At 51.5% G+C, this 19,903-nt stretch carries 20 protein-coding genes; 12 read left to right on the top strand and 8 right to left on the bottom strand.

What is annotated here, in order from left to right:
• Positions 1-187: 187 nt before the first annotated feature.
• Both PMIT1303_RS00260 and PMIT1303_RS00255 read right to left on the bottom strand, forming a co-directional pair.
• Positions 188-499 carry a hypothetical protein gene (locus tag PMIT1303_RS00260; RefSeq protein WP_063397055.1) on the bottom strand — a complete coding sequence of 104 codons (312 nt, stop codon included), beginning with the start codon at positions 497-499 and terminating at the stop codon, positions 188-190.
• A 392-nt stretch (positions 500-891) separates the two neighbouring features.
• The gene (locus PMIT1303_RS00255) at positions 892-1,470 is read right to left on the bottom strand and encodes a shikimate kinase (protein WP_063397054.1); all 579 of its coding nucleotides are present in this window, start codon (positions 1,468-1,470) and stop codon (positions 892-894) included.
• 52 nt (positions 1,471-1,522) lie between these two features.
• Between PMIT1303_RS00255 and PMIT1303_RS00250 the strand changes: the two genes are divergently transcribed.
• The 6 genes from PMIT1303_RS00250 (at position 1,523) to PMIT1303_RS00225 (ending at position 6,261) form a co-directional block, all read left to right on the top strand.
• Positions 1,523-2,443: a 6-carboxytetrahydropterin synthase gene (locus tag PMIT1303_RS00250; RefSeq protein WP_063397053.1), complete on the top strand. Its 921-nt coding sequence runs from the start codon at positions 1,523-1,525 to the stop codon at positions 2,441-2,443.
• Positions 2,444-2,451: 8 nt separating this feature from the next.
• On the top strand, positions 2,452-3,168 hold the full coding sequence (locus PMIT1303_RS00245) for a dihydrofolate reductase family protein (protein WP_063397052.1): 717 nt from the start codon (positions 2,452-2,454) through the stop codon (positions 3,166-3,168).
• Positions 3,165-3,356 carry a hypothetical protein gene (locus tag PMIT1303_RS13630; RefSeq protein ID WP_063397051.1) on the top strand — a complete coding sequence of 64 codons (192 nt, stop codon included), beginning with the start codon at positions 3,165-3,167 and terminating at the stop codon, positions 3,354-3,356. The genes PMIT1303_RS00245 and PMIT1303_RS13630 overlap by 4 nt, the downstream gene beginning before the upstream one ends.
• A 565-nt stretch (positions 3,357-3,921) precedes the next feature.
• Positions 3,922-5,058 (top strand): GNAT family N-acetyltransferase, encoded by a 1,137-nt coding sequence (locus PMIT1303_RS00235; protein ID WP_063397050.1) that lies wholly within the window; start codon positions 3,922-3,924, stop codon positions 5,056-5,058.
• A 114-nt stretch (positions 5,059-5,172) separates the two neighbouring features.
• A complete protein-coding gene (locus PMIT1303_RS00230) occupies positions 5,173-5,517 on the top strand; it encodes a hypothetical protein (RefSeq protein WP_063397049.1) in 345 nt (114 codons plus the stop codon).
• Positions 5,518-5,889: 372 nt separating this feature from the next.
• Positions 5,890-6,261, top strand: a complete 372-nt coding sequence (locus PMIT1303_RS00225; protein ID WP_063397048.1) for a DUF4346 domain-containing protein — start codon at positions 5,890-5,892, stop codon at positions 6,259-6,261.
• Between the two features lie 15 nt (positions 6,262-6,276).
• Here the strand turns inward: PMIT1303_RS00225 and PMIT1303_RS00220 are convergent, their stop codons facing one another.
• A complete protein-coding gene (locus PMIT1303_RS00220; RefSeq protein WP_063397047.1) occupies positions 6,277-7,851 on the bottom strand; it encodes a B12-binding domain-containing radical SAM protein in 1,575 nt (524 codons plus the stop codon).
• Between the two features lie 151 nt (positions 7,852-8,002).
• Here PMIT1303_RS00220 and PMIT1303_RS12630 point away from each other — a divergent pair, with 151 nt between their 5' ends.
• Entirely contained in the window at positions 8,003-8,095 is a 93-nt protein-coding gene (locus PMIT1303_RS12630; RefSeq protein WP_041384239.1) for a cytochrome b6, read from the top strand.
• Here PMIT1303_RS12630 and PMIT1303_RS00215 read toward each other — a convergent pair.
• Together PMIT1303_RS00215 and rimO are read right to left on the bottom strand one after the other, a co-directional pair.
• On the bottom strand, positions 8,082-9,317 hold the full coding sequence (locus PMIT1303_RS00215) for an MFS transporter (protein WP_063397046.1): 1,236 nt from the start codon (positions 9,315-9,317) through the stop codon (positions 8,082-8,084). The two genes, PMIT1303_RS12630 and PMIT1303_RS00215, sit on opposite strands and share 14 nt — an antisense overlap.
• Entirely contained in the window at positions 9,314-10,732 is a 1,419-nt protein-coding gene (rimO, locus tag PMIT1303_RS00210; protein ID WP_063395097.1) for a 30S ribosomal protein S12 methylthiotransferase RimO, read from the bottom strand. The genes PMIT1303_RS00215 and rimO overlap by 4 nt, the downstream gene beginning before the upstream one ends.
• Before the next feature lie 108 nt (positions 10,733-10,840).
• On the opposite strand from rimO, the gene PMIT1303_RS00205 reads away from it, so the two are divergent.
• Entirely contained in the window at positions 10,841-11,782 is a 942-nt protein-coding gene (locus PMIT1303_RS00205) for a vitamin K epoxide reductase family protein (protein WP_063397045.1), read from the top strand.
• 10 nt (positions 11,783-11,792) lie between these two features.
• On the opposite strand, the gene nadB is transcribed toward PMIT1303_RS00205, so the two are convergent.
• From nadB to PMIT1303_RS00190, 3 genes are all read right to left on the bottom strand, one after another.
• Complete coding sequence (gene nadB / locus PMIT1303_RS00200; protein ID WP_063397044.1) at positions 11,793-13,463, bottom strand: L-aspartate oxidase; 1,671 nt, start codon at positions 13,461-13,463, stop codon at positions 11,793-11,795.
• Between the two features lie 70 nt (positions 13,464-13,533).
• The gene (psbU, locus tag PMIT1303_RS00195) at positions 13,534-13,896 is read right to left on the bottom strand and encodes a photosystem II complex extrinsic protein PsbU (protein WP_063395094.1); all 363 of its coding nucleotides are present in this window, start codon (positions 13,894-13,896) and stop codon (positions 13,534-13,536) included.
• Between the two features lie 111 nt (positions 13,897-14,007).
• Complete coding sequence (locus PMIT1303_RS00190; RefSeq protein ID WP_063397043.1) at positions 14,008-14,799, bottom strand: DUF3120 domain-containing protein; 792 nt, start codon at positions 14,797-14,799, stop codon at positions 14,008-14,010.
• A 96-nt stretch (positions 14,800-14,895) separates the two neighbouring features.
• On the opposite strand from PMIT1303_RS00190, the gene PMIT1303_RS00185 reads away from it, so the two are divergent.
• The 4 genes from PMIT1303_RS00185 to PMIT1303_RS00170 are packed head-to-tail and all read left to right on the top strand — an operon-like array spanning position 14,896 to position 19,766.
• The gene (locus tag PMIT1303_RS00185; RefSeq protein WP_156486846.1) at positions 14,896-15,777 is read left to right on the top strand and encodes an undecaprenyl-diphosphate phosphatase; all 882 of its coding nucleotides are present in this window, start codon (positions 14,896-14,898) and stop codon (positions 15,775-15,777) included.
• 21 nt (positions 15,778-15,798) lie between these two features.
• Complete coding sequence (locus tag PMIT1303_RS00180) at positions 15,799-17,196, top strand: TIGR03279 family radical SAM protein (RefSeq protein WP_063397042.1); 1,398 nt, start codon at positions 15,799-15,801, stop codon at positions 17,194-17,196.
• 24 nt (positions 17,197-17,220) lie between these two features.
• Positions 17,221-18,954, top strand: a complete 1,734-nt coding sequence (locus tag PMIT1303_RS00175) for a TolC family protein (RefSeq protein ID WP_063397041.1) — start codon at positions 17,221-17,223, stop codon at positions 18,952-18,954.
• Positions 18,954-19,766 carry an inositol monophosphatase family protein gene (locus PMIT1303_RS00170; RefSeq protein WP_063397040.1) on the top strand — a complete coding sequence of 271 codons (813 nt, stop codon included), beginning with the start codon at positions 18,954-18,956 and terminating at the stop codon, positions 19,764-19,766. The genes PMIT1303_RS00175 and PMIT1303_RS00170 overlap by 1 nt, the downstream gene beginning before the upstream one ends.
• The last annotated feature ends 137 nt before the right edge of the window (positions 19,767-19,903 follow it).

Below are 19,903 nucleotides of genomic sequence, written 5' to 3'. Positions count from 1 at the left end.
GCCTCCAGCATCGTCTTAGATGCTGATTCAATGTCTTTCAGGTTTCTATTTTCTTGCCTGAATTTACTTCCTTAAAATCGGATAAAGCTTCTTGTACCCTTCATGGCTTGTTCCTGTAGGAGATAACCTTCGCTGCAATACAGTTTATGTTTCAATCCAGCAGGCTAAATTTGTTGCAGAATCGCCTCTATTTAGAGATCGCACTTCTTCTGGCGGCCTCTTGTGATTTATAAAACGCTATTTGTTTTCTGTCACATCTTGATGAGCCATTTCCTCTAATCAGCCAATAGTAGTGTTTCATTGAATCTGCTAGGTTGATTTCCTCATTCCTTCTGCTGGTTGTATTGTTGAGTGCCTCTGGTTTGGTTGCCTTTATTGTACCGTCTGTATTTTGCTTGGGAAAGAAAGCTGATTTTCGCCCTGATTCCCCTGAGGCTAAGTCGATTTGAATACGCAATCTATAGATTGATGTCTTTCTCTTGCCTTCGATAATAGTCATTTGTCTTCTTGACGATTCTTTCTAGCTGCAATTCTTGAGTCTTTCACTCGGGTCTATTCGGCTTCAATTTGAGTTCATTATTTTTCCTGCTTGTATTGACTAGAGCTCGGATAAGGACGTGCTCCTGCTCAAGGCTATTTGTTCATTTTTCACGGTTATTCTTTTATTTTAGCAACTAGAAAAGACAGTAATGTCTACCTGCTCAACTGATTTAGATGTGTTGAGCGAATGAATTCCTTTAAGATGCTTGAAATATGCTATCTTCAAGTCCTTTAGGATTTTAGTTTATTATCAAGTCAAGGATTGATCGTCTGTTTTGATTGGTATTGGCTATCAGGCCAACCCTCCGGATTTAAATGGCCTATTCTTTCAGTATTGACAAAATAGTTGCTTTAACCATTCATTTGTACAGGGGGCGATAACAGCTGGGGCAGGAACTCAATAATCTTTAGCGCAATTTCGTCTGGTTCCTCTACTCCCACTTCCACATGCAAGTCTGCTTCGGCATAAAGCGGTAGGCGTTCGGCAAATAAACAGTCGAAGGCTGCTTCTGGATCTTCTGTTTGTAGTAATGGCCTATTGCCACTATCGGCATGTAAACGTCTGAGTAGTTCTTCTCTGCCAGGGTTTAGCCAGATCACGATGCCTTGATGCAAGACTCCCCAGTTTTCTGGCTTACTCACCATTCCTCCGCCAGTAGCAACAACAAGAGAATGGCGTTGGCCAATGGCATTGAGTACTTGAGACTCCATTGCTCGAAATCCTTCTTCTCCTTCTTCGCTAAAGATCTTCGGGATTGGTTGGCCAGCAAGTTGTTCGATGACGGCATCTGTATCAACAAACCCATAGCTGAGTTGTTCGGCTAGAGGCCTGCCTGTGCTGCTCTTGCCACTGGCCATCATTCCCACCAAATAGAGGTTGCGACCGCCAAGCCTTTGCTTGAGAGGATGAGGGGCTGGCCTTTCGTTCATTGGTTCGCAAATGTCTATAGATCTCTAGGATGACTTCTAGTCCGAGAGAGCGATGACTGACGTCCCCGATTTGGAACGCCATGGTCATGGCCGCGGCTGTGTGATCACTCGCAAAGCTAGTTTCAGTGCTAGCCATCGCTATTACTTACCGGAACTGTCAAGCGATGACAATGCAGCTCGTTTTGGACTCTGTGCTTTGCCTGCTGGGCATGGTCACAATTATGAGCTGATCGTCGCCATGGCTGGCGGGCTTAATATCGATGGCATGGTGTTGAACCTCTCTGAGGTGAAGCACGCCATCCGTCATGAGGTTACCGATCAGCTTGACTTTCGCTTCCTTAACGATGTTTGGCCGGAATTTGATCTTTCCAGGTCAGAGGGCTGCCTGCCGACCACGGAGGCTCTGCTAAGAATCATCTGGACTCGTTTAATTGCTCATCTGCCAATCGTGGCCATTCGGCTTTACGAACAAGAAAACCTCTGGGCTGATTATCACGGAGATGCCATGGACGTCTATCTAACGATCCGTACCCATTTTGCGGCTGCCCATCGGCTTGCCAGGGTCGAACTGAGTCAGGAGGAAAACGAACGTATTTATGGCAAATGCGCGCGGCCTCATGGGCATGGTCATAATTATTTTGTCGATGTCACCGTGCGCGGAGAAATTGATCCCCGAACAGGCATGGTCTGTGATCTAGGCGCTTTGCAAAGCCTTGTGAATGACATTGTTGTGGAACCTTTTGACCACACCTTCTTAAATAAAGACATTCCCCATTTCGCTAACTGTGTACCAACGGCAGAGAATATTGCCTTGTACATTTCTGATTGTTTGGCGAAACCGATCCGAGCGATCGGAGCCCATCTCCACAAGGTGCGGTTGCAGGAAAGCCCTAATAATGCAGCTGAGGTCTATGCGGAAACCCCAAGGCTTGAAGCCATCCCTGAGGTATTGCATGCTATGGCGGCTCACTAGCCAAGCATTTGCAAAAGCAGTTTTGGCTTCGTCTTGTCCTAGCGATCAGCTTGGATGGCCGGCTGGCACCTGCGATTGGTGGGCCGGCCCAATTGGGTGGAGTTGGTGATCGACGGGCTTTAGAAGAGGCTTTGGCTTGGGCTGATGGGGCCTTGCTCGGCGCGGGAACGTTGCGTGCTCATCGCAGCACATGTTTGATTCGTGATCAGGACTTGCTGAACCAGCGCAAGTCTGTCGGGCATAGTGCGCAGCCCACGGCGGTGGTTGTGAGTCGTCAGCAGTGGTATGCAGCAGAGGTGCCTTTCTTTCAACAGCCGATTAAGCGTTGGTTGTTGAGCCCCCATTTCGCTAAAGCAAAGGGATCGAAAGATCCTTTGCTTCCTGTTGGTTACGAGCGTCAGGTGTTGTTTGAGCAAGATTGGCCTCAGGCGCTCAATCGTTTGGCTGAGCTTGGGCTGTTGCGACTTGTTTTGTTGGGTGGAGCTCAGCTGGCCGCATCGCTATTGCAGGCTGATGTTGTCGATGAGTTGCAACTCACCCTCACCCCAAAATTGCTTGGTGGCATGCATGCATGGCTTCCCTTTGAAGGCGTTGGTTTGCCAGATGATCTTGGCGACGCTGAGGCTTGGCATTTGCAAACCGTTGAGCCCTTAGCTGACAATGAACTACTGCTGCGTTACGAGCGGAAGCGCGTTGAAGGTTCCCGTGCGGACCGGCCTCGTTGATTGAGCTCTACATGAAATCATTCTTTGGTGTTCCTGCTTATAGATTGAGTGAACTAAGAATGCTAGCCACTGATGCTCATCGCCTTGATTGTGGCTATGGAGATGATACCTTTAAAGGTGATCGAGGAGCTGATACCTATAAACTTAGTAGTGGTAATGATGTGATTGACAGCTTCTCACTCGCTTAAAATGATGGGATTTCTGTTGGCAATGGAATGGAGCTTTCCTTTAAGCAAGTCGGAGATCATTTATTGCTCACATCAGATGGTATTCATGCCAGACTGCTTGATGTGGACAAGGATGAGTCCCTGGCTGCTGATGTAATTGAGTTTATTTGAGTCAATCAGTCATTGCATTTGATGTGATTTTGCCTGTGATAAGCCTTCAGCAGGCTTCAGTCAGGATCACGCATTTGCCAAACTTGTCATTCTAGGTTTCCTTTAGATGGTGGGCGCCATCTTCCCTGAAACCTTTTCTGGGCTTCGATTAGCATCGCTGCTTATGGAGTACTGGCACTATTCCCCACAGCTGTGGTTGTCTTCGGTGTCATTGCAGCAGTAGCCGTCGATGCTGCTTAGCTATTGGGATCACAGCATTGAGGCAACGGTAAAAAAAACCATAGTTACGAATGCCGAACAAACTCATACCCTTTCTCTTTGGCCGCTGGTTATGGTCGTTTGAGTCTGTGCTTAAGGCGCGCTTCAAATCGCCAACCTCTCAGCCCGCTGGCACCGCTCCATTCACGAGATCCCATTGCATCACTGGGAAAGCCTGGTTGGTGAGCAGGCGATTCCTTTCTTTCGCTGGCGGTGGCTTGCTGCTCTTGAAGACTCAAGCAGCATTTCCGCCAAACATGGTTGGCAGCCACTGCACTTAGCCCTGTGGCGAGATGACACGCCTGTAGCGGTTGCCCCTCTTTATCTCAAGGGGCATAGCTATGGCGAATTTGTTTTTGATCAGGCCTTTGCTCGCCTGGCTGGTGATCTTGGTTTGGGGTATTACCCAAAACTGCTGGGGATGAGTCCTGTGAGTCCTGTGCAGGGCTATCGCTTCTATGTGGCACCAGGGGAGGACGAGGCAGAGTTGACAGTTTTGATGCTGGAAACCATCGATGCTTTTGCGCGTCGCAACCAGATTCTCAGCTGTAACTTTCTTTATGTTGATCCGCATTGGCGGCCTTTGGCGGAAGCTGCTGGCTGTGCCACTTGGTTGAACCAGCAGAGCCTTTGGTCAGCAGATGGGCAGTCTGATTTCTCTGCCTATCTCAATAGCTTCAATGCCAATCAGCGACGCAATATCAAGCGTGAACGCAAGGCCGTCCAGCAGGCGGGGCTCACGGTTTCAGCGTTGACAGGAGCAGAGCTTGATGTGCAGCTGTTGAGGTGCATGCATGGCTTTTATGAGCAGCATTGCGCTCGTTGGGGACCTTGGGGAAGCAAGTATCTCTCTGAAGCGTTTTTTGAGGCCTTGGCAGATTCGTCTCTTAGAGATCAGGTGGTGTTGTTTAGTGCCCATCGTGAGAGTCCTAGAGAGCCTGTAGCGATGTCTCTTTGTATACAGGATGGACAAATGTTGTGGGGGCGTTATTGGGGTAGCAAGGAGGAGATCGATTGCCTTCATTTCGAGGTTTGTTATTACGCGCCGATTGCCTGGGCGTTGGAACATGGTTTAGAGAATTTTGATCCTGGCGCCGGTGGTCAACACAAGCGCCGTAGGGGCTTTGTGGCGAAGCCCCATGCCAGCTTGCATCGTTGGTATGAACCGCGTATGGATGCTTTGATCCGTGGCTGGCTGAGTAAGGTCAATCCTCTAATGCTCGAGGAGATTGAGTCGGTAAATGCTGATTTGCCGTTTCGGGTTGAGCCTGCCCCTCAGTTAATTGTGGAATAACTTTCACTCATGCTCCATTCATCTGGTCCAGCTCTCATTGCGATTGCTTGAGCCCAATTTTTGTTAATCGATTATCACAGATGTTGTCAAGCTAGAATACTCAGAGCGCCTACGATGGTCTTCTCTTCGATGATACGTTCGCTGTTGTTGTTGCAACTGATTCTGACTTCTCTGCCTGTGGATGCTAGGCCTGAGCTTGGAGTCGAAGAGAATAAAGAAAACTCAACTGAGATCACCAGAGATACTGAGATGATTAATCTAGGACGAGATATTGGTTGGATAGATGCAACTTGCTCCTGGTTTGGATGGGGGCATCTTAGCCTTGAGAATACTAAGACAAGTATTTCGGTTATCACAGAAGAAATCGAAAAAGAGCATGGAGCTGATATGTATGCATGGGTTATTGAGCGAACTGCAAAGAGATATCCAAGCTGTAAACTAGGGCTGCCAAGCCTATGATTATTGACTGGTCTTTATGCTTGCCCAAAATGTAGTTAGTACTGCCTTGTATGAAGAGTGATGATGTCTTTGTTCCTGCATTATTCAGTATCATTATCTTGGGTTCGCCACCAACGTTAAGGTGTTGATGAATTTGCCTCTACTTCGGAGGTGTTAAGTAATGAACCTATGGGTTGAAATTTTAACTGATCTTGGAAGGCGGGCATTTCGATTTGCGCATGAAGAGGCCAATAGTGAAGTGGAGCGTGGATTGATTGTTGTCTTTGGCTTCTTAAGGATTGTCAGGAGCAGATTCCATACTTCTAGCTTGTAATCCAAGGCTCTGATTTGTAGGCTTAAGAAATAGTCCAGAGAACCATTGACCTCCCAGTGATGTCTGATGCCATCAGTGCCATAGATGATCAGCTTTCGCAGCGCTTTATTGCGCTTGATCCAAGTGGCTATTTCTTGATTCGGGTGGATGCTTCAGCTGCAGAACTGGTCGTGGAGCATTATCTGAACGATATTGATGAACTGGGCCGAGCCATCGATCCTGTGACTGGTGAGGTCCTTGCTTGTCGGGGAGGCAAACTCTCCCCTGCGACTGTCTACAGGGGAAGAACTGCCAAGCAGCTAGGGATTCAGCTCACAGAAGGGCAGGCTCCATATCCCTTGAGCAAGCTTGATCATGCTCTTTATTTGGGGCGGGAACTGCAACGCGCTGAGAGTTGTCTTCTCAGCGGTACGCCTTATGTTCAAGATTGAGCTTTGAGGTTCAATTCAGACAGGTTGCAAAGTTTTTTTGGGGCTGGGCTCCTCTGGTGGAATTGATTCAAGTTGTTCGCGAATCTCTCGCTGCACAATGGATCGGTATTCCATGAAATGTTCGTTGTGGGCCAGTACAACTAAGAACTGTTCCAGCATGGCTGGATTGTTTCGTGCCATGCCCAGAATGTAGCGCCAGAAACGGCTGCGGGTGTTGCGTTTGAGGCCTTGTCTCCAGATGACAATGGCTAGAGCGCGAAGATCGATCCAGCTGGGTAATGTTGCCGTTCCTTGCCAACGAGGAGCTCCCATTTTTAGGTAGTAGGAGTAGACGCGATCCATATAGGCGTTGGGCTCATAAAGAGCACAGAAGGCCTCGACGTATTCGTTGGCGATATCTCGGATGGGTCTGGTGGGCTGGAAGTTCAGCAGATTGGTTTGATTGACTCCTTTGGCAGCATCCTTGTCCTCAATCAGGCGACCCTCTTTCTCTAGTCGATGCCATAGGGCTGTGTTTGGCAAGGCCTGGAGCATTCCCATCATTGCGGCGGGGATGCCAGTGCGGGTTACGAAATCAACAATCCGATCTCCTGCTCCATCTTTTTCACCATCAAATCCGATGATGAAGCCTGCCATTACTCGGATCCCATTTGCGGTGATTTTGTCGACAGCTTCATCGAGAGGATGACGTGTGTTTTGAATCTTTCTAGCTGTTTCTAGACTGGCCTCATCAGGTGTTTCAATCCCCAAGAAAACACTTTCGAAACGCGCTTCGTGCATCATTCGCATCATCTCATCGTCATCGGCGAGATCTACAGAAGCTTCAGTAGCGAAACTAAAGGGATAGCCTTTTTCTTCCTGCCATTGTCGAATGGCAGGTAGTAACAACTTGGCATTGCGTTTATTGCCGATGAAGTTGTCATCCACAAGAAAGATCGAGCGTCGCCAGCCCAAGTCGTAAATCGACTGAAGCTCGGCAATTAATTGCTCTGGTGTTTTCGTACGTGGTTTGCGCCCATACAGCACGATGATGTCGCAGAACTCGCAATTGAATGGACAACCCCTTGAGAACTGAACGGACATGGAGTCGTAGGCATCCAGCTCTAGAAGGTCGAAGCGGGGGATGGGAGTTGAGGTCACATCCGGCTTGTCCCCTTCAGCACTGAAGCGGCCGCTGGTATCACCGCGTTGAATGGCCTCTACAAACATTGGCAGGGTGATCTCTCCTTCATCCAGCACCTTGAAATCTGCTAGACCGATTTCAGGAGCTTCTGGCGTAGAGCTGGCGAATGGACCTCCCACAGCAACCGAAAGACCACGTCGTTTGGCCTCAGCGATTTGCCGCTGCATGTCGTCTTTTTGAACGATCATCCCGGAGATCACAACAAGCTCGGCCCATTGCCACTCGGCTTCGCTGAGTTCTCGGACGTTGAGATCAACGAGCTTCATCTCCCATTCTTGAGGCAGCAGGGCTGCCACGGTGACTAGTCCGAGAGGTGGAAGTAGCACCTTGCGGTTCACCAGCTCGAGGATCTTCTCGTAGCTCCAGAATGTTTTGGGGAACTTTGGGTAGATAAAGAGAGTGCGCATGCAGATCTATGCGACAGAGAAGAGATGGGGAAGGTCGACTAGGGGCTGAAACCTCTCCGAGTGTTGGATAGGGAATTGCTGAAACCTTAGGCGCTTTGAGGAAGTGCCGGCCCGATTTCTGATCTAATGGTGTTCACCTGATTTGTTGCACATGGGCGTCGTTTTTTATTTGGTGTTCGTCGCAGTTGGTTTGGTGGCGGCATTCGCACTAACCAAGGTTCTTAAAGGCATCAAGCTGATCTGACCTCCTCTAGGACGGTTCTGCCTTTTTGCCAGAACCCCCAGAGGGCTAGGCCAAGTCCGATTCCACCTGCGGTGGCGAAGGTCGTGGATAAGCCCGTTGAAATCACCATCTGAGCGGCAAGAAGGCCACTTAGCCCTCCTCCCCCAAGGAAGGCGATTTGACTTAGCCCTGCCATGCGCCCACGCAAGACCTGAGGGGACCCCACTTGGGTGATCATGTTGCAGCTGCTCAATAGGCCTGCAGTCCCAGCTCCAATCAGCAGGGTCATTGTGAGGCTGAATGCTAGTGGCGTGTTTTCAGTTTGAGCCATTCCCAATTGGGCGATGGCAGTGATGAGAGCGAACCCACTCAGAGTCAGAAATGGGCGTCTACAGAATCGGTGGCTATTGCGTTGTAGTACCACCCCTCCAGCAATGCTCCCTGCTGCAAGCACGCTGGTGAACACTCCAAGATCTCTTGGATCTGAACCCAAGACCTGGTCGGCAATTAGAGGGGCTAGACCAGGGTGGAAAAAACCTACCAAGCAGAGTGTTGCGGTGAAGCCCAGCACATGTCGAAGCGAAGAGCCGCTGTTGTGCCATGCATAGAGCATTGTTGATTGCTTACCAGGAACGCTGCGTTGTTCTTGGCTTCGGTTTGGATCTAGTAACCAGAGGAGACTGGCGATCGGTAGTAAGTAACTTGCGGCATCAATGCTGAGAGCAGCAGCAGGTCCTGTGATAACCAGTAACCATCCTCCTATGGGCGGCCCAAGGAGTTTGCCTACGTTGAACACAACCGCAAAACTAGAGAGATAGGGGGCCAGTTGATTGGGCTCGTCGATCAATAGGGCGCAGTATTTATTGCGGGCAGTGAGTTCGTAAGCACTCGCTATCCCGACAAGCAACGTGCTGGTTAATAGCATTGTCACTAGCGCGGTTCCTGTCATCAGAGGAATGGCCAGTGCTCCCAGTAACGCAGCTGCTAAAAGGGCCCACTGGGCTTGCACAAGAACCCGTTCACAGCCGAATCGGTCTGTGCAGCTACCGGCTGCTCCACTGACCAGCAGGGTTGGCAGGGAAAGGGCGGCGAAGTGGGCGGCAAGCAACATTGGATTGTTGGTGCCGTCCATGAGGATCCAGCCTTTTGCAGTCATTCCAGCGAACGAGCCTGCTGTACTGATGCCAGAGGCTGTCAGAAAGAGGTTGCGTTGATGGGCTCGCAAACAGGGGAATGGACTCACTTAGACGTCTGGGCTGTGACCGCCATGGCGTTGGTGTCTACCAGCTGGCCGGTGAGGTCATAGACATCAGAGCCGGTAATGAATACAGGAACCATCGTTCCTGGACTGGCCTGCAGACCTTTCTCACTAGGCAGTACCAACACCTCGCCATCGACCTCCGGAGCGAAACGATCGCAGCGGCCAATCATCGCTCCGGTTTCGGGGTTGTGCTGCTCGATCAGTACATCGATGGTGCGTCCAACCCATCGTTGGTTCCTTTCCGCTGAGATGGGTTGCTGAAGCGCCATCAATCGATCCTTGCGGGCTGCGGCGATTGACGGGTCTACCCTGTCTGGCAGATCGGCTGCGGCGGTTCCATCTTCTGGAGAAAAGGTGAACACGCCAACGTGATCAAAACGCTGCCGTTCGATGAAGGCGGCGAGGTGATTGAAGTGATCTTCAGTTTCCCCGGGGAAGCCGACGATGAGAGTGGTACGCAGGACTGCGTCTGGCAGCTGCTCACGAATCCGATCCAATAGCCGTTCGTTCACATCCGTTTGCCAGGGACGGTTCATAGCCCGTAGCACCTCTGGATGGCTGTGCTGCAGTGGAAGGTCGAGATAGCGAAGCACATTTGGTACCTCCCGATAGGCCGCCAGCACCTCTGGAGTGAGGCCAGTGGGGTAGGCGTAATGCACCCTCACCCAGGGGATATCTACCTCCCCCAGCGCCTGTAGCAGCTCTGCAAATTTGGGCTTGCCATAGAGGTCAAGGCCATAGTTGGTTGTGATTTGGCTGATCAGGATTAGTTCCTGCACCCCCTGCTCAGCCAGCTGGTGCGCCTCTGCCACAATCGATTCCACCGGTCGGCTGCGCTGGTCGCCACGCAACTTTGGGATGATGCAGAAGGCACAGCGGTAATCACATCCCTCAGCAACTTTCAGATAAGCCACAGCCTGATCAGTGGTTCGCTGCCGGGGGAGAGTCTCATCGCCAACAAACGTGGGGAATGCGCTGACACGGTTCACCCGTTCACCCGCTTCTACTCGCTTCAGCACATCCACGATGTGTTGATAGTCACCGGTGCCGACGATTGCTTTTGCCTCCGGGATTGACTCGAGCAGTTCCTCCTGAAAATGCTGGGCAAGGCATCCGGCGATGATCAGTTCCTTGCCCTGTTCTGCTAGTCCAATCAACGTCCGTACCGATTCCTCGCGCGCGTCCTGGATGAAGCTGCAGGTGTTGACCACCACGACGGCGGCATCGTTTTCATCGCTGCTGACGCTATAGCCCGCTTCTGTAAGCAGTCCCAGCATGTGTTCGGTGTCAACGCGATTTTTCTCACAGCCCAAATGGGCAAAGGCCACCGATGGTTTTTCTTGTTTGTGGGCTGTGGGCTTCATTGGTATGTCGGATCGCAACGCAGGCTTGGTCATGGAAAGGGTTGATTTCTGGGCTGCCTAGGCAGTTCCCGCTAGGCGCCACCCTAAAGAGAGGCTGGCTTCTTCCAGGGCTGCCACAATTCTTAGATCTGTGTAGCCGAAATGGGTTCGTCTCGCCTCACTAGCCGCCGCCGTCAGGATCAGGGGTTGAAGTGGCCTCGGATTGCGATGGCGGTGCTTGCCACCGTTGGGTTGATCGATACAGGTTCAATCACTCTGAATCGCTGGGGATGGATTGGATCTCTCTCTTGTCCTGGGGGGGATGAAGGTTGCGACAAAGTTCTCAATAGCGCCTGGGGAACGCTTTTTCAGGGAGATGGCGTATCGATTCCACTTTCATTGCTGGGCTTTTTGGCCTACCTCGCCATTTTGGTGATGGCTGTGGTGCCCTTGTTGCCAGGGCTTTCAGAGAACCGAGCAGACCTGTCCCGTCGCACATGGTGGGGGTTGTTTGCCTTCTCTTGCGGTATGGCCGTGTTCAGCCTGATTTTGATCGGGTTGATGGTGTTCAAGATCGATGCGTTTTGTTTCTTCTGTGTTCTTTCTGCTGCCCTATCCATATGCATGTTGGTCTTGTCGTTGATTGGAGGAGGTTGGGATGACCCTGGAAAGGTGGTTTTTCGGGGAGTTCTGCTTGCCTTGGCAGTGTTGCTCGGAGGTTTGATTTGGTCTTCGGTTGTTGATCCGAGCCGTCCTGACGTTGGTGTAGGGGGGCCAGGGGTCCCCCCAGTTGTGAAGACGAGGAGTACGCCATCTGCGCTGGCTTTGGCTGAACATCTCAAAGAGACTGGTGCAGTGTTCTATAGCGCTTATTGGTGTCCTCATTGCCACGAGCAGAAGGAGATGTTTGGTGAAGAGGGCGCCGCGCAACTGCAGGTCGTTGAGTGTGCGTTAGATGGTCAGAACAGCCAAAGAGATCTGTGTGAACGCAAAGGGATTGATGCCTTCCCTACCTGGGAAATTAACGGGGAGCTCGAATCCGGCGTGAAACCGCTCAATAAGCTTGCTGATCTGAGTGGCTATCAGGGCGGGAGGCAGTTCTGAAGCAGCCCAGTTAGGACCTCACTGGCCGTGTGGAGAGGTCTTCTCCTCGTTTTTGGCGTGAGTGGCGTTTCCACTGAGGCATTGCTGCAGGGGCATCAGTTCTGAAATGTCCGCCGCGACTTTCGCGGCGGAACAAACAGGCTTCAAGCAGTAAGGAGCTGGTCAACTGGCGATGGTTGAGGTCAAGTAGCAAGTTGAGGTCCCTTCTGGTCGTGTCATCGAGGCGATGGCAAATCTCTTGAGGCTGATGGCTTACCAGCTTGAGCAAAGGCTGTTCACCAATGTGCTGTAGATCCTTACGGATACTCGCGAGGCTTTGTTTCATTCCCTTTGCTGAGCGATCTACACCCGCCTTTCGCCAGCAAAGCTCTCGAAGATCTGCGATGGCGCGAGTTAGAGACTCGGCACTTTCAGTTCCATGGAGTTGCTGACAGCAAGGCTCGGGGGAAGAATCTCTTTGATGAACACCCAAACGAGGCAAAGAGCCCAGTTCGATTGTGGCCATTTGTCTGGCAAATACCATGCATTCCATCAGTGAGTTGCCAGCGAGTCGGTTGGCTCCATGCACTCCCGTGCAGGCGACTTCCCCAATCGCATAGAGCCCTGGAAGATTGGTTGCGGCTTGAAGGTTGGTGGCGATTCCTCCCATCCAGTAGTGAGCTGCTGGGGCTACCGGGATCGGTTGGTTGAGTGGATCTAAACCTAGTTCCCGACAGCGTTCCAGGATGGTGGGGAAACGGACCTCGGCCTGCCCTGAAGGGATGGGTGTGAGATCTAGGCCAAGATGCTGGACCCCTTGGTGATGCATGGTTTGGATGAGGGACCGGCTGACTTGGTCGCGGGGAGCAAGATCACCAGCGCTCAATTCCTTTACAGGACTTTGCCCCTGGGCATCAACCAGTACGGCACCTTCGCCTCTGACTGCTTCTGAAATCAGAAAGCATGGAGCTCCTTCCAGTTTCAGAGCTGTGGGATGAAACTGCACGAATTCAAGATCCTCGATCGTGGCGCCTGCTTGCCAGGCAAGGGCTAAGCCTTCTCCGCAGGCCTGAGCCGGATTGGTGGTGTTTGCGAACAGATGGCCACCCCCACCAGTTGCAAGGACTACGGCTCTGGCTGAAAGCCAATGGAGCAGCGTTCCGTCGAGAACTTGTACCCCGTAGCAGCGATTGTGCTCAATCCAAAGCTGGGTGGCGCGTACCCCTCGCCGGTGCAAGAGGTTGGGGCGCCGTTCCACTTGCTCTTGCAGCGCTTCAACCAAGGCGCGGCCCGTTTGGTCCTGAACATGCAGCACTCTTCGATGGCTATGGGCTGCCTCCAAGGTGGTGGCTAGCGCATCACCTTCGCGGTCAAAGGCCATCCCAAGCATTTGGAGACGTTGAACGCAGTGGGGAGCTTCTTCTACAAGTTGTCTGACAGCGTCAGCATCACAGAGTCCTGCGCCTGCTTTGAGAGTGTCTTCTGCATGACTCTCGGCGCTGTCTTTAGTTCTTGTTACTGCGGCGATGCCACCTTGTGCCCAGCGGCTGGAGGAGTGGCGGCTGGTGTTGCGGTTCAGCAAAAGCACCTTCAGCTGAGCAGGCAGCTCAAGGCAGGTCATCAGTCCTGCTGCCCCTGCGCCGATCACAACGACATCCCAGGGACCGTTAGGAATGGGCGTGGATGGGTTAGAGAGACTCATGAAACCTACAAAAAAGCCGCCGGATGGACCGACGGCTTGCGGTTGAGCTGATTGTTGAGTGAGGAATCGGTTATCTGTACTGACCGTCGTTGATCCGATCGAAACCTTCATTCACAGCAACTTCTTGGTCTGTGACAGTGAAGTTGTCTTTGTACTTGTCGAAAACAGATTTTTGTGAGGCATCCAGAACTGATGAGGCATCACTCACGCTGGAATAAGGACCGCCGACAACAATTTTCCCGGCGATGGTTGGGAACATGCCGGGGAACTGCCTAAAGGCTCGTACTGATGAGTTGTTTAAGTCCACCTTGTCGCCTCTATCTCCGAGTTTGTCGTCAGAGACATTGGCGTAGGCGGACTGGGGAAATATCAGGGCCATTAGCAGGCCTGTCATCACCAGAACCCCAGTAAGCAAGGACAACAGGCGCTTCATCAAATACTCCGCAGTGGATCGGAACAGGTCTTCCGGCTATGCCGGTCTACCAACTTTACAAGTTTGGACAGGAACTTAACCCAGGACTGTGATCAGCTTTTGCAGTTCGTTTCAGATCAAGCCGCTCAGCCCTGGGTTGATTAGGGCTGCAATCAGGAAAAGTCCATCGATTATTACCGTTGTCACTAGTACTGCACTGGCTACAGCCCATGTGCTGCGAAATTCTGAAGCCAGACGGGTTTTTTGTTGCATAGCTTGCGCCAGCAGCACGATCAGCGTTGCTGCACAGACCAGAGCGATAAGGGGTAGGGGATGAAGAAGCTGCTGAGCAGTTTCGTGAAGCAACCTTGGTGCTTGCTGTAGTGGAGCCATCACCACAACAGGCCATTGATTCATGACGCCGGTCATGACCATCATCAGATCCGTGCAGGCCGTTCCAAGCAGGGAGGCCAAATAGAAACTTGAACTCAATCTCCAACGGCTCGAAAGCCCCAACAGGGCAATAGGCAGCACTAGAGATTCAACGGGTAAGTGCCACAAGGGCTGTGTTCTGAGCCATCCCCAGTAGAGGCATCCCGCGAGCCAGCTGCCGCTAACCCCTACCAAAAGCTCGCCAGCCACCGCCCATCCCCGTTGGCCGATGAGGGCAAGAGGAATGCCAAGAGCTAGCAGGAACAGCGTGAATAAGCAGGCTGATAATGGATTCAGGCGTACCCAGGGGGCCTGCACAAAAACAGGCAGCACGACCAGGGCACCTGCCCAAAGTTGCAATTGCTGAAGGGCTGAAAGATTGGCGTCGAAATCCTTTTCAGATGTTTGCGATTCGACAGGATTCCTCAGGGGTTGGTTCCGTACAAATGTGCTGCTGTCGGGCTGTTTTTTTTTGATTAAGCCGCTGGACAAAGCACCCCCTCACAATGCAGTCAAGACATTGAACCTTATAAGACTCTCTGGAATTACGCCGCTTTTGGCTTTGGATCCATGGGGGCAATAGCCTCCATGGGTCCCCTGTTTTCCTCGATGATTCTCCTCGCGTCGACCTCTGAACTGCTGGCCGCTTGTTGGAGGAACTTGGTGCTGGGAGTGGTGCAAGGCCTTACGGAGTTTTTGCCGATTAGCAGCACAGCTCATTTGAAGGTCGTTCCCCTGCTGGTTGGTTGGGGTGACCCCGGCGTCTCTGCGACAGCCGTGATCCAACTAGGCAGCATCTTGGCGGTGATCGCTTATTTCAAGAGGGATCTTGCTGAGGTCCTTAAGGGCATCGCTTTAGCGTTTAAGCATGGTCAGTGGCGTGAACCGAACGCCCGTCTCGGTCTTGCGATTGCTATAGGGACGATGCCGATTCTGTTGGCGGGTATGGCGATCAAGCTTTTCTGGCCTGGTTACGAGGCCTCTTCAATTCGCAGTCTGCCTTCAATCGCAGGGGTGTCGATTGTGATGGCTTTGCTGCTGGCATTGGCTGAGCGCATCGGCCCGCGGCTGAAGCAAATGCATCTAGTCAAGGGGCGTGATGGCTTTGTAGTGGGCTTAGCTCAGGCGCTGGCCTTAATTCCGGGTGTGTCGCGCTCGGGTAGCACTCTGACGGCCTCGCTATTTGATGGCTGGCAACGTCAAGATGCTGCTCGCTTTTGTTTTCTACTTGGTATCCCGGCGATCACTCTGGCCGGTCTGGTTGAACTCAAAGATGCCTTTGCTGAGCTCTCCTTAGGAGGAGTTTTGCCGCTGCTTGTTGGAATCGTTTCTGCGGCGTTCGTGTCATGGTTGGCGATTGATTGGTTGCTCAAATACCTTCAAAGGCACAGCACTTGGATCTTCGTGGCCTATCGCTTGTTGTTTGGGGTGTTAGTGCTCGCCTGGTGGTTGAGCGGCAGATCAAACTAAAACAAACCGCCCTCCTCATTTGTGTGGAATGAGCCCTCCGCTGGTGTTGCGGTGTCAGCATTGGATCCTGAATCTGCGGCGCCCCACCCACGACCTGCCGTAGTTGCATCGGTTGAGCAGGGATCGATCGGAGAGCAATTGGGCTTTGAACCTGGCGATCAACTTTTAAGTGTTAATGGGGTGCGGCCAAGGGATCTGATTGATTATCGCTACCTCATCGTTGAGGAGGAGCTTCATCTCGAGGTCAGAGATGCAACCGGGGCATTCCATCAAGTGGATCTTGAGAAAGACTCTGATGATGGTTTGGGTTTGGCTTTTACAGAAGCCTTATTTGATGGGCTTCGCCAGTGCAACAACCACTGTCCTTTCTGCTTCATTGATCAGCAGCCACTTGGCCGACGCAATAGCCTCTATCTCAAGGACGATGATTATCGCCTCAGTTTTCTCTATGGGTCTTATCTGACTCTTACCAATCTTAAAGAGGCAGATTGGCAAAGGATCGAGACACAGCGCCTTTCACCTCTTTTTGTTTCTGTCCATGCAACTGAGCCATCCTTGAGGGCTCAGTTGCTGAAAAACCCCCGCGCGGGACTTCTTCTTGAGCAGTTGGAGTGGTTCACTGAGCGCGATCTTCAGGTCCATGCCCAGGTGGTGGTTTGCCCTGGCTTGAATGACGGTTTGGCTCTAGATCGTACCCTGCGTGAGCTTGCTGATTTTGGAACGGGTGATTGGCCTGCTGTGCTTTCAGTGGCGGTTGTGCCGGTGGGATTGACCCGTTTCCGTCCAGAAGAAGATGGATTGTTGCCTGTTGACTCTGCTTGTGCAAGGCGTGTGATTAGCCAGGTGGAGCTTCTTCAGGATCAGTTTCAGGCTTTTATGGGATCCCGTTTCGCGTGGCTTTCGGATGAGTGGTATCTGATTGCAGGTGCGCCTCTTCCACATCGCAGTACCTACGAGGATCTCCCACAACAAGAAAATGGCGTTGGTAGTATCCGCTCCTTTTTGGAAGCTCTTGACCAGGCCACGGTCATTCTTCCCAAGCGGTTAAGGCAGCCCAGGCGCTGCAGTTGGGTGGTAGGTCGCTTGGTCGAACAGGCTCTGGGTCCTGCTTGTGAACGACTCAATGCGGTTGAAGGCTTGGCAGTGGACTTACATGGGCTGCCGAGTCCTTATTGGGGGCAGGATCAGGTTGTAACCGGTTTGCTTACTGGTCATGACTTGCTTGAGGGATTGCAGGCTCTTGATCTTGGCGATCAGTTACTCCTGCCTTCAGTGATGCTGCGTCAGGGTGAGCTTGTGTTCCTAGATGACATGACTGTTGAACAGCTAAGTGAGACGCTGCAGATCTCGATACGTATCGTGCATGGGGCGGCTGACATCGTGGCCGCTGCGATGGGAGATGGCCAGGAAATTCATTAAGCTCCCCCCAGTTTTAATATTGCTGTGCGTCTGATTACCGCAAGACTGTTTCTCCTTGCAGGCGTATTGGCTCAAGGCTGCACTGGTGTTCGAGCTCAACAGTCGCTTGAGGTTCAACAGCATGGCAGTAGCACTGATCAAGCGCCTGCCTCACTAGAAGCTGAGGCTGATGGTTCAGCTTTAATCGATCAGTCGACCCTTCCGAGTGCCATTGAGCTCAAGGGATCTCGCCCCAGGGTTGATCCTTCAGCAGTTAAGCCTGCAGCAACTAGTTTGCCTGAGCCGCTTTCTTCGCTTGGGGCCACGCCAAGTCTTGCGCTGCCAAATAAAACTTCAGAGGTGAGGATTAGGGAGCTTCGCCCTCTCAGTTTGTCTGAAGTCGAGCAATTAGCTGAAGTCAATAGTCCCAGTCTCAAGGCTGCAGCTAGTGCTGTCGAGCAAGCAAAATCAAACCTTTTAGCTGCTCTTTCAACTTGGTATCCAACTTTAAATCTTTCTTCTTCTGTCAACTTTAAAGGCTCCGAGAGTCGTCAAAACCCTGCTAATCATCAATTGACTACTGAGGAATATACTTTTGGGGAACAATGGATTACAAATTTTGGGGCTACTCTTAACTGGGATCTCATTGATCCTGCAAGGGTTCCTCAAATTGCATCTGCTAGAGACAGCTTTGAAAAGCAGAGAGATACTTACCTGATTGCGCTTCGCGACTTACGTTTAAATGCTTCAGATCTTTATTTTAGATTGCAGAGAGCTGATGAAGGTGTGGGCATTGGTCAAAATGCCGTTCGTGCTTCTCTCGTGAGTTTGCGTGATGCTCAGTCACGCCTGCAGGCAGGGGTCGCAACCAAGCTTGAAGTGCTTGAGGCGGAAACTCAGCTTGCTCGAGATACTCAGTCTTTAACTCTTGCTGTAGCTCAGCAAAATACGGCACGTAGAACTCTTGCTCAATTGTTAGACTTGCCCCAAGACATAACTCCTACAGCGGCTGACCCAGTTCAAATTATTGGTATCTGGCAGCCCTCGCTTGAGGAGAGCATTGTTGCCGCTTATGCTTTTCGTGAGGAACTTGACAGCTTAATACTTGACATCTCTATTAATAATAGTAATGCTAATATCGCACTTGCTGCAGTGCAGCCAGTCCTTAGCCTTACTAACACTTATCAAGCCAATCGAGGAGAGGGGCAAGCAAGCGTTGCGCTTGGCAACAATGTCGACTGGACGCAACATGGATGGTCCTCTGATAACACAGTTGGCTTGGGTTTGACATGGAACATTTTTGATGGAGGGAGAGCCTGGGCTCAATATCGCCAGAACAAGCAGAAGGCTCAGCAAAGTGAGTTTGAATTCGCAGCAAAGCGTGATCAGATTCGCCTAGAAGTTGAGCAAAGCTTTTTTAATCTTCGTGCATCTAACCAAGATATCAAGACAACGAGTATTGGAGTTTTATCTTCAAGAGAATCACTTCGATTGGCGCGTTTGAGATTCCAGGCAGGAGTGACAACGCAAAGAGAGGTTGTGAATAATCAGCGTGATCTTAAACAGGCCAAGACTCTCTATGCAGATGCAATGCTGAAGTACAATCAAAGCATGATCCAGCTTAGTCGCCGTACAGGTCTGGATCAGATTGTGGCTTGTGATTCCTTAGAGCTTCCCAATAAGAAGCCGAAAGATGATCTCTTTGACTCCGCCGAAGTTCCTATCAAACCTTCTCCGCTCAATCCAGCCTGCAAGGCTTCCATCCTGCAAGCTGAGTGATGGGCAGTGGGCCTTTGCCTGAATCTCTTGGTTCTTTGCAACTGAGCGCAGTTCATCAACTCCTTGATCGAGTTGCAGATCGTCAACGTCAAGACTTTGGCAATATCGTTTCCGATTTTAAGCCTGACGGTTCATTGATTACTTCTTGTGATCGTTGGAGTGATGCAGCCATCGTGGCTGGTCTTGCTCAAATTGCGGAACAGGAGGGTGTGTTGAGTGAGGAAGGTTCCAAACGCGTTCCTGATTCACCGGCTTATTGGGTTGTTGATCCTTTGGACGGCACTACGAATTTTGCAGCCGGTATCCCTTATTGGGCTATTTCCATGGCTCGCTTTGTGGGAGGAAGGCCAGTGGAGGCTTTTCTGGATGTTCCTTCCCTTAACCAGAGAATTGTGGCTATTCGAGGTGAGGGTGTTTGGCGTAATGGCAAGCGGCTGACGAATGAAACTCGTTCGACTGGGAGTGCCTGTGTCTCACTTTGTAGTCGTTCCATTCGGGTTCTGCAGCGCAGGCCTGATCAACCGTTCCCCGGTAAAATCCGACTCCTCGGTGTGGCCAGCCTTAATCTGGTGAGTGTGGCCATGGGGCAAACTGTTGCTGCTTTGGAAGCCACGCCGAAGATCTGGGATCTTGCTGCGGCTTGGTTAGTCCTTAATGAGCTCAATTGCCCCATTCAATGGTTGGCTGCAGATCCTGCTCAGCTGCATCCCGGGCAAGACTTGACTGCGGCTGACTTTCCTGTTTTAGCGACTGGTTCCCCTGCAGAAATGCAGCGTTTGCGCTCTTGGGGAGAGGCTTTGCTGCATGGCTGAGTCAGGTCAGGATTGAGAAAAGATTGCGTACTGGGTATGAAATGGGCTATGTTTTTGGACTGCGCGAAGGGCTGAGTCCTGTAGCGCAGGCCACGCGATGCTGATGGCGAAAGCTTGAGGTGTCAGTGGGCGCTTAC

Source organism: Prochlorococcus sp. MIT 1303 (assembly GCF_001631965.1).
GTDB classification, from domain to species: domain Bacteria; phylum Cyanobacteriota; class Cyanobacteriia; order PCC-6307; family Cyanobiaceae; genus Prochlorococcus; species Prochlorococcus marinus_D.
This window is presented reverse-complemented; position numbering and strand designations above follow the sequence as displayed.

Bases quoted from the DNA above. Each gene is read 5' to 3' on its own strand.
- PMIT1303_RS00260 (WP_063397055.1), bottom strand. From the start codon at position 499: ATGACTATTATCGAAGGCAAGAGAAAGACATCAATCTATAGATTGCGT.
- PMIT1303_RS00255 (WP_063397054.1), bottom strand. From the start codon at position 1,470: ATGAACGAAAGGCCAGCCCCTCATCCTCTCAAGCAAAGGCTTGGCGGT.
- PMIT1303_RS00250 (WP_063397053.1), top strand. From the start codon at position 1,523: ATGACTGACGTCCCCGATTTGGAACGCCATGGTCATGGCCGCGGCTGT.
- PMIT1303_RS00230 (WP_063397049.1), top strand. From the start codon at position 5,173: ATGGTCTTCTCTTCGATGATACGTTCGCTGTTGTTGTTGCAACTGATT.
- PMIT1303_RS00225 (WP_063397048.1), top strand. From the start codon at position 5,890: ATGTCTGATGCCATCAGTGCCATAGATGATCAGCTTTCGCAGCGCTTT.
- PMIT1303_RS00220 (WP_063397047.1), bottom strand. From the start codon at position 7,851: ATGCGCACTCTCTTTATCTACCCAAAGTTCCCCAAAACATTCTGGAGC.
- PMIT1303_RS12630 (WP_041384239.1), top strand. From the start codon at position 8,003: ATGGGCGTCGTTTTTTATTTGGTGTTCGTCGCAGTTGGTTTGGTGGCG.
- rimO (WP_063395097.1), bottom strand. From the start codon at position 10,732: ATGACCAAGCCTGCGTTGCGATCCGACATACCAATGAAGCCCACAGCC.
- PMIT1303_RS00205 (WP_063397045.1), top strand. From the start codon at position 10,841: ATGGGTTCGTCTCGCCTCACTAGCCGCCGCCGTCAGGATCAGGGGTTG.
- nadB (WP_063397044.1), bottom strand. From the start codon at position 13,463: ATGAGTCTCTCTAACCCATCCACGCCCATTCCTAACGGTCCCTGGGAT.
- psbU (WP_063395094.1), bottom strand. From the start codon at position 13,896: ATGAAGCGCCTGTTGTCCTTGCTTACTGGGGTTCTGGTGATGACAGGC.
- PMIT1303_RS00185 (WP_156486846.1), top strand. From the start codon at position 14,896: ATGGGTCCCCTGTTTTCCTCGATGATTCTCCTCGCGTCGACCTCTGAA.
- PMIT1303_RS00170 (WP_063397040.1), top strand. From the start codon at position 18,954: ATGGGCAGTGGGCCTTTGCCTGAATCTCTTGGTTCTTTGCAACTGAGC.